This is a genomic window from Belliella filtrata, assembly GCF_022549775.1.
GTDB lineage: Bacteria > Bacteroidota > Bacteroidia > Cytophagales > Cyclobacteriaceae > Belliella > Belliella filtrata.
The window spans coordinates 1-8,384 of record NZ_JAKZGP010000104.1; the positions used below are offsets into that span (position 1 = coordinate 1).

The 8,384-nt window shown below is 36.8% G+C and carries 9 protein-coding genes; all 9 read right to left on the minus strand.

Going from position 1 to position 8,384, the window contains the following annotated elements; all coding sequences use genetic code 11:
• Positions 1-211: 211 nt before the first annotated feature.
• Complete coding sequence (locus MM239_RS20175) at positions 212-1,036, minus strand: helix-turn-helix domain-containing protein (RefSeq protein WP_241350135.1); 825 nt, start codon at positions 1,034-1,036, stop codon at positions 212-214.
• A gap of 237 nt (positions 1,037-1,273) precedes the next feature.
• A complete protein-coding gene (locus tag MM239_RS20180; RefSeq protein ID WP_241350136.1) occupies positions 1,274-2,077 on the minus strand; it encodes a hypothetical protein in 804 nt (267 codons plus the stop codon).
• 44 nt (positions 2,078-2,121) lie between these two features.
• Entirely contained in the window at positions 2,122-3,354 is a 1,233-nt protein-coding gene (locus tag MM239_RS20185) for a hypothetical protein (protein ID WP_241350137.1), read from the minus strand.
• Between the two features lie 17 nt (positions 3,355-3,371).
• Positions 3,372-4,772, minus strand: coding sequence for a hypothetical protein (locus MM239_RS20190; RefSeq protein WP_241350138.1), 1,401 nt, complete (start codon positions 4,770-4,772; stop codon positions 3,372-3,374).
• 207 nt (positions 4,773-4,979) lie between these two features.
• Positions 4,980-5,555, minus strand: coding sequence for a hypothetical protein (locus MM239_RS20195; protein WP_241350139.1), 576 nt, complete (start codon positions 5,553-5,555; stop codon positions 4,980-4,982).
• Positions 5,546-6,250 (minus strand): hypothetical protein, encoded by a 705-nt coding sequence (locus MM239_RS20200; RefSeq protein ID WP_241350140.1) that lies wholly within the window; start codon positions 6,248-6,250, stop codon positions 5,546-5,548. The genes MM239_RS20195 and MM239_RS20200 overlap by 10 nt, the downstream gene beginning before the upstream one ends.
• Before the next feature lie 11 nt (positions 6,251-6,261).
• Positions 6,262-6,996 carry a DUF4412 domain-containing protein gene (locus tag MM239_RS20205; protein ID WP_241350141.1) on the minus strand — a complete coding sequence of 245 codons (735 nt, stop codon included), beginning with the start codon at positions 6,994-6,996 and terminating at the stop codon, positions 6,262-6,264.
• A gap of 234 nt (positions 6,997-7,230) precedes the next feature.
• Complete coding sequence (locus MM239_RS20210) at positions 7,231-7,743, minus strand: hypothetical protein (RefSeq protein ID WP_241350142.1); 513 nt, start codon at positions 7,741-7,743, stop codon at positions 7,231-7,233.
• Positions 7,743-8,243, minus strand: coding sequence for an outer membrane protein (locus MM239_RS20215; RefSeq protein ID WP_241350143.1), 501 nt, complete (start codon positions 8,241-8,243; stop codon positions 7,743-7,745). Before MM239_RS20215 ends, MM239_RS20210 begins: the two co-directional genes overlap by 1 nt.
• Positions 8,244-8,384: the final 141 nt, after the last annotated feature.

Sequence of the window (8,384 nt, forward strand, 5' to 3'; positions counted from 1 at the left end):
CTTACCCTAAACCAAATTAAAAGTATCACTCAACCATAAAAAATCCTAGATTGACAAAAAAATGATTCTTTATGGCACTGTATTTATCCAAATCAAAACCAAATTAGAATCCTGCGGATTTTAGGAATCATTTAAATCAACCACTTATATACTTAAAAGCAATAAGCGTAACTATCTAAATGAATGTTATTGGGGTTTAACAGCAATGGCCTTAGGTGATCAACTTATGAAATTGTGCCGACTCTTTGATTACATCTTCCTTAAAACTCCCTGGGCTAAAGTCAGCAAAGGACTTAAAGTCTCGAATAAAATGCATGTGATCAAAATATCCGAAACGATATGCTAATTCACTCCAAGAAACCTTAGGATTACATTCTTTGTATTTGAAAGCTCTAGAAAACCTGATTAGCCTACTGTACAGCTTAGGGGAATGGCCAATTCGCTGTAAAGATATTCGTTCAAACTGTCTCACACTTAGGCAGGACAATGCTGCGACTTCATCCATAGACAAATTTCCATTTGAGGCACTCAAGGCTAACATAGCTTTATCAAAAGGGAGCAATGGTCTCAAATGATTTAACCTTTTTATTAAGAATGATTGAATGATTTCATTCATGCCATCATCAGTTTTTGCTTCCAATAGCATATCCACAAGAATATCAATCTCATTACCTAAAAGCATTCGTGCATCCATATCTAGTTCTCCGATTTGCTCAAGTGGAATCCCTAAAAGACGATACATACCTGCTGGTTTTAGACCTATGGATAAATTTGTATGCTTTCTGCCCAAATCAAGTGTAACAGGCTTTAAGTGTTGTCCAATTAAAATAGCCTCTGATCTACTTTCAAAATCACCTTCATATTTTTTGACTTTGACAGGGTCTTCTAAGCAAAAACAGAGAAACTGAATATGATTAGGCAAAAAAGTATAAACGGATGAAGGACTATTAATGAAATTGAAGTCTATTTTGATAAGAACAATACTTTCCACAAACGCTGCCAAGGATGGATGAGGATTGAAAAACTTAACTGTCATAAATTTAAATTAATAACCTGTCTACCAACACTTAAGATCACTCCCCCTGTAACATCTAAATTTAATAATTAAATTTTAGATTTGCATTTCCCATCCTTAAATAAGTGGTTTTGTCTTAAAGGTGATCTTTACCTTCAAATTCAGCATTTGATGGTACTCCATCAACATAGAATTGAGATGGTCAACTTAGCACTCGACTTGCATTAGTATGTTGTTGATAAAATTCACTCCTTTTTCTCATTCATAACAATCAGAAGTAAGCTCAATAACATCTGACAATTGACTTACAATAATATTTCTTTGATCTGACTTTTTCCTTAAAACAATGTCCTCAATAGGAGCCCAATAGGTTGTATGTTCAAAAGCTATCAAATCAAGTTGAATCCAATATTTCTTTCCATTTGTGCCTTCATAACTTGCATGATAATTTATAATCAAATCATTGGGGTGTAAATAGGGGTGTGAACCTCCTAATAAATTTGGCAACTGGAGATCTGTTGAGATTTCGTTGAACCCATATAGCAATCTGGTATCAAAACTCACACGTGCAATCGTCATAGATTCTTGAGCATTTATGTCCATTCTTTTTTCTACCTGATAAGTTTTGGTCTTCAGACCAAAACGCCCAGAAAGCATTGATGATATTGGACTAAAGTTCAGGTATTCATCAGACCTTGGGAAATCGATATTAGGCTCAATTGTTTCAAGATAAATAGAATCAACCGTAGCTGTTTTTCTATTCTTGGATCCTTCTGCAGCTGTCCCAAATGTCAGGTAGGAACCATCTTGTTGAGCAATGATATAGTGAATCATTTCATCTTCCTTCCCCCAAGATGAATGGTCAAACAACATTCGATGGTTACAAGTATTCAGGTAAACCCAGATTTGGCTGGATTTACCTGATTGATCTGAATAATTATAGATTATAACTTTGTCAAAAAAGAGACCTTCTTCTATGGAGTCATGGGTGGTAAGGGTGATATCTTGTGCAAATGATTTTATCTCAATGATTACCAAAATCAATAAAAACTTCCATTTCATGGTTGACTTCCTATTTGTTAATAAAACCTTTTGAACAAGTGTCCTTAATTTTCATCAATAACCTCAATAGTGAATGCGATCATTGGACCATTATCTACATCGGTGAAGTAATAAATAGGAGGATCTAAAGAAACACCTATTCTTTTGTTATTCGCATCATGAATGTCGTTTTGGAATTTCTCTTTGTTATTGAGTTTGTTAATTACACCTAGCTCATGCAAATATACTTTTCTATGTTGATTACCAAACACAATATCTCTTACAGGTAACTTGTGAGACAAATGTGAATGGGCAGAAATCAATACCCTCTCAGTTTTGCCTTCCAAAGCCGCTCTATTTACTATAAACTCTCTTTTGAAATCAACTTTAATAATGTGTTCTGGTGTGAAATTATTGATTTCTTTAACCGCAGAAGGATTTACACCCACTCCCTTTTTACTTACCTCTACCAGTTGTTTGTCAGTATGTTGATATGTGGCTGGTAGTTCTGCATCTTTGGAGAAGTTATAGAACCTTTTGTTTTTACCCCAAGCTAGGTTCTTCTTGCTATCATAGTAAAACCTTACACTTTTTGTAGTAGCTCTTCCTTTTGGAATATCAAAAACCCTGTTTGGTAAATTCCCTATGCTTTTAATTTCTGTTGTGCCAGATGCTGTTTCTCTATCCGCTCTGATACTGCCTGTTCCATAAAGTGCCAAATCTGGTCTATACACTTTTAATTCACTCAAAAATTCCTTTGGCCAATCGGCTGTTGAGGGTAAGTAGATAAACTTGTAATCAACTCGAATCTTTACAGTTTCATTGCTTTTTTTAGCTGTGGCAGCGACATGGGCTGAACTTGTATTTGTGGTTGCTTTTTTCTCTAAAGCATAGACTAATTTTGGTCGAACTCTATTATTGGTTTTGTAATTCGGATTATCAAACAAAGCGAGTTCAGGGTAATCCCTACCAGTGAACTTTTGAAGTCTTAGGAGTTTAACATTTTTCAAATGATCTGGTGCAACTTCCCAAGTAACCGTCGCTTCAATTACACCTTTAGTGATTGTCCCTGAATAAGTTCCCTGAATTCTTGGGTCAAAAAAATTCATCCTCCCGACGACCTTATTGCCCGTTTGGTGCGCGGTAAATAGACAGGATTCAGTCCCTCTTATCCTATTATAGCTTCCCGAGAAATTATATTTGTCATCAATGCCATTTTGTTGAGCAAAGCTTACCAAACTCCATGATACACCTAATAGGGTCAGGAGAATTAGAAAATTGTTTAAAAGTATTTTCATGATCGTTGTATTTATTGCTATTGATTAAGTGTGGTATAATCTCCAGTTTCGAATCTTATATTGCTTTGAACTGCAATCTGCTGGTTGTTAAATTTGAGTTTTTGGGAAGTTTTGTCAGCTTCGAATTGGTATTTGGTTTTATTGGCCAATTCGATTCTGGAATTAGCTTCTGTGAACCTGCCTGTGGTTCCTTGAATTGATTCGATTAGTGTAAATTTCTTAGTAGTCTTATTGAATCTCAGAATCACAGCCCATTTGAGCGTAGAGCTACTACCACTCAATACAGCGTCTGCATCTACGACAAGGTCATTATTGTTCCGAAAGGACACTTTTCTGATATCGACAGACTCTCCCCTTCTCAATGGAATGCTCCTTTTGGCTACCATATCCCTCAATTCTTGTGGAGAAACTGATCCCTGGAGAATCCCATCAAGATTGTATATTTCCAACTTATCTGTATTGACAGCACCTGACCTGTGGACTTTAGCTACCATACTTGCATCAGGAGAAATACTAAAAGAAATTGGGGCTGATGCTGGATAATTGGTGATCTTTCTAAACTGATTACTAACGGCATTGGGTGGATTTCCTGATAGCTGTATGTACCCAAGCTCTCCCTTGTTGTCCAATACCACGTATGTTTTTCCCTGGTTATTTGAACTAGCATTCCTAAGTGCATCTGATAAATTGTTTCTATTGAATTCACCTTCTACAACATGTAGGTCTGCTCCTCTGGGAATAGTAGCCCTATCCAATGCTGTGACTGTGACATTGCCCACCGGAATCAATTGAAATTGATGCAAAAAGTACTGATTGGCATTGGGATACCTGTCTCTTACTTCAATGATTCCTTTGTAATCTTTGAATCCAGGTTTCTTCACATCAATTTCCCAATCTCCCTTGGGTAGAAAAAAATTGTATGCACTGTTGACACCTTTGGTATGAAAGTGTAAAATCCCTTCTTTCTTGAAATGAACATCATAATTTTCATTGATGATCTTCCAGTCTTTGTCATGGGATCTCCCTGTGACTCGGTAGAAGCTTTTTAAGGTAGGTTTGGTTTTATTAATTCTTTTCCCATTCCAGCTTTCCCATTTTGTCGGTGAATTGAAAGTCCATTCTCCAATGAATTTTTCAGGATCATTCGGATCAAATCGAAATTTGAAAACGCCAGTCTTTCTAATGCTATAGTTTTCAAAGGTTCCTTCTATGAACCTTTTTCCTGAGGCATCTATACTGATCCCCCCGTACAATACACCTACATTTGCATAGTCTCCAAATACCAAGTTGTCTACCTGCTGTAACCTAAGGTCACCATTGGTAGAGGTCCAAGTCCCTGTCCAATCTTGGGCAGTAGCTACATTCATCCCTATAAGAAAGAGAAAAATGGATGTGAGAAGTTTGATTTGCTTTTGCATATACTTTTGATTTAGACTAAGCACAGCAATCCCAGGTGCTCGATAATTAGTATCGAAACGGCTTGAAAATGCTATGAATAGTTAATGGAAAATAAATTGAAATCGAGAAATGAATTGGGTATACCGGCTACTCCTTTTCCTATTCTCTAATAATTAATTCACGCTGTAAGGTTAGCAACTTGTTCAATAAGTGTTTGAAAACAATTTTCACTCATTGAATTGCTGATAAGAAGTGGCTTTTATGCAACCAGAGAATGGGAGCCAACTATCTGGGGAGTTCACCTGGTTTTCTTCTCCCAGCTTTCCCTCAAATGTAAACTCAAAATTAGTGTCTGTCCATGAAATCACTTTCAACACCCCTTCCATAATCAACTGTGGCAGGTGCCTCTCATACTTCAGCTGTCCTGGTTCTCGATCTGCAACCAATTTTGCAAATGCTATAAAAAACACATCATTTGCCTCTGAAAATCCATGAAACAATCCTGGAGAATTGAAAACAAGCTCGCCAGGCTTTCTATGTAAAATATCTTTTCCGGCAAAGGTGATGGTAAGATTTTGCCCTTCCTCATCTATCACCGTAAAAAGCAACTGATTGGGATACGCCATTAGCGTAGCAAAAGCCATATTGGTTCGGTCAAAAACTATTTCCTCACCTACTTTAAGCTGAGCAAAGTTTCTTTCTATACTTTGAACTGCTTTATCTTGAACAGTGTCATTTTTCACTTCACGAGTAAAAGAGTCTGCCGTAAATAAGAGCGCAGCAATAATATATATCAGTTGCATACTGTGGCTACTTTATTTGCCAGCTTTGTGGCAAGTGCTATGCTCTTTTCTTCATCGACAGCTCCGTATGGACCTACTTGTGCACTCAAAGACAGTAAAACTTCACCCACGACGACGTACACACCAAAGCCCCTCTTGTTGTAAACAGCATAATCAGCTTTTGTATCCAATGTAATGTATGAATTTTGTTGCATTGACATGACTGTATTTTGAAGGCTCTTATTCGAATTTGCATTGGCATTTTCATCTTTTGATTTCTCAAGTTCTTCATTGATCATTTTGTTCAATTTTTCAACTTCTTCAGGAGTTTTATCCCGGTAAGTATTCTTGGTATAGTCCACCACAAGGTTAGGAATATCCTTATTGCTGTCATTCCTTTTTAGTCGGAGTTTTTCAGCTGTTTCCATATCATCAAATCCAATGAAATGAACCATTCCATCTTCTTTCCAGGAAAATCTATACATGTGACGGCGTTCGTAATGGTCGGGAGTAATTTTGTTTCCATTGGCAAGTTCAGAAATCAATTCTTCGGTAAAAAACTTCCCTTTATTTTCTCCAGTAAAGGTCATGAGGCACGAATCATCAGCTTTCTTGATAGTTGAACTGCCAGCTAAACTTTTCTCTTCCGAATTTGAGCCGCACATCGCTGCTGCTAAGAGTAGCAATATATTCAGGGTGATTGCTATTGTTTTCATGGAATTAAAACTTAAAATGCCATTGCGTTTTTGTATTGATTCATCACTATCACTTCATTGATAGCTCCTAGCTGGATCACTTCCATGTTTGAAGTGGTTTTAGCACTTTTATCGAAAGCTTTCATTTCCATCATAAATCCTTGTAAATTATCCGGTATTGGGGTTTTATTTTTACTTAAAGAGCTGATTGTTTTCGCCATAGAAGATTGATCAAAAGGGACATCTGCTGATAACCAAAACTCTCCCCTAATCTCCTCATCTTCCATAATATATTTCTTGGCTTTGTATCCCAAAATTGTCTTGCTCTCATTTGTTTCAATCAAAGAAGGGACATTATTTGATGCATCAATAGCTGCTGTTTGGGAAAAGCTCCCCATCAGCTTTGAGGAGATAGTTTGATAACTTTTATCTTTCGGGTTGATCGTTACCATCACCTCACTTCCCAAATCATAAATTATCAACATGCCACTATTTTCCATTCCAAAGTATCCTTCTTGGGTATTATACTTCCATACTTGAGTCATTGGCTTACCCTTTTCTATAGACATGTTCATGGTGACCTGGTAGTCAAAGCTGTAACTTTCAGGCACAACATAATCACTAGCTCCTCCTAGCATGTTCGAAAAGTCTAGCCCTCCTTCACTAGAAAGCATTTCTTCAAAAGCGTTTTTATTTTGATCTCTTTTGATTTTATCTGTTGACTCGTTGACCGCCTTTTGACCTAGTTTGTCTGTAAGCCTTTTCATAATTTGACATTCTCCAGCACTGACTATTAAAAATAGACAGCAAGATATAATGGCAATTTTACATTTAATTGAGTTTTTCATTTTACTTTATTTAGGTTGCTAAGTGTTAGTATTCAAAATGTTACAAGGGTAAACATGCCCTTTGAAAATATTCAAAAAAGTAAGTGCAGCTTTATTTTAAAACTTGATAAAGGTCATTGAATTATAAATATTCAATGACCCTAAGTAAAAAGTCTAATTGACTGAGAATTTCCCGTTAACTGGAATTGGCTCCATAGCTGGCTCCATAATCCTGACAAACTGACCAGAAAATGAAAACTCACCTGTCAAAAAACCTGTATTAGCACTTATTGCAGTAGTTTTAATATTTGAGACAGAAATATTGCCTTGAATACTGCCATGATTGCCTTCTATAGCATCTCCCATCGTGTAGATAGTAACATAGCTGCCAAATTCCTCCTCCTCAGACCTGATAGGTAATACCCGATTCCCATCCATCATTACTAGGAGATTGACGATCAAATCACCATCAGAAAAACCTATTGTCATCGTCCGAATCATCCCTGATCCAAAATCACTATCCACATAAGCGGCTGTATATTCCCCATCTGGAATAGTTCCACTGAACTTTTGATTGGGAAAGTTTACCTCATAGTTATTTGGCTGATCCAAACTGGGAGCTTGTGAGCAAGCAACCATCAACACTACCAATCCTATTGCAAGAAATTTATATAGTAGCTTTCCCATCACAGATTGAATTTAACGCCTGCACCAATCACCAGCCTGTCAAAATCCCCTAAGATATACTTGATCTCAGCAAATGGAAGGAAACTCATTCCTATATCGAAATTCGCTCCTGCTCCTAAATTGACACCAATTCTACCTGCAGAGCTTGAAAAGTTTCCAACACCTGCAATGTTAGAACTCACACTGATACTCGTGTAGTTTAGCCCTCCAAGACCATAAAATGTGAGCTTTTCATCTTCTATAAATAAGTAGTTCAAATTCCCATTCAGCTCCCAGGCTGATTGTTTGAAGAGTCCTTGGTCTTTCGGGAAATAAAACGAAAAGCTAGGTGAAATCACCATTTTCGATGCCACCGGAAGCTCGGCTATAGCTCCTATTCCTAATGACTCAATGTTGGAACCATAGATCAGTTGACCTCCTACCCTTTTGTTGTCTTGAGCATATAGTGTTCCTATAGATCCCATTAAAATAAGTGTGAATAAAAGAATTGTTTTTTTCATGTGAGTAAATTTTTAGTAACTACTCAGGTTTTAATTTAGCTATATGATTTAGATTTTCTAAGATATTTCCCGAACGTTTGATCAGGGTATCCACGACGGATCTTATAACACAGAAGTTTTCAGCTCCATTGTTGGATTTGA

Excerpts from the sequence above, each read along its gene's own strand:
- MM239_RS20215 (WP_241350143.1), bottom strand. The coding sequence starts at position 8,243 with ATGAAAAAAACAATTCTTTTATTCACACTTATTTTAATGGGATCTATA.
- MM239_RS20190 (WP_241350138.1), bottom strand. The coding sequence starts at position 4,772 with ATGCAAAAGCAAATCAAACTTCTCACATCCATTTTTCTCTTTCTTATA.
- MM239_RS20210 (WP_241350142.1), bottom strand. The coding sequence starts at position 7,743 with ATGGGAAAGCTACTATATAAATTTCTTGCAATAGGATTGGTAGTGTTG.
- MM239_RS20180 (WP_241350136.1), bottom strand. The coding sequence starts at position 2,077 with ATGAAATGGAAGTTTTTATTGATTTTGGTAATCATTGAGATAAAATCA.
- MM239_RS20175 (WP_241350135.1), bottom strand. The coding sequence starts at position 1,036 with ATGACAGTTAAGTTTTTCAATCCTCATCCATCCTTGGCAGCGTTTGTG.
- MM239_RS20200 (WP_241350140.1), bottom strand. The coding sequence starts at position 6,250 with ATGAAAACAATAGCAATCACCCTGAATATATTGCTACTCTTAGCAGCA.
- MM239_RS20205 (WP_241350141.1), bottom strand. The coding sequence starts at position 6,996 with ATGAAAAGGCTTACAGACAAACTAGGTCAAAAGGCGGTCAACGAGTCA.
- MM239_RS20195 (WP_241350139.1), bottom strand. The coding sequence starts at position 5,555 with ATGCAACTGATATATATTATTGCTGCGCTCTTATTTACGGCAGACTCT.
- MM239_RS20185 (WP_241350137.1), bottom strand. The coding sequence starts at position 3,354 with ATGAAAATACTTTTAAACAATTTTCTAATTCTCCTGACCCTATTAGGT.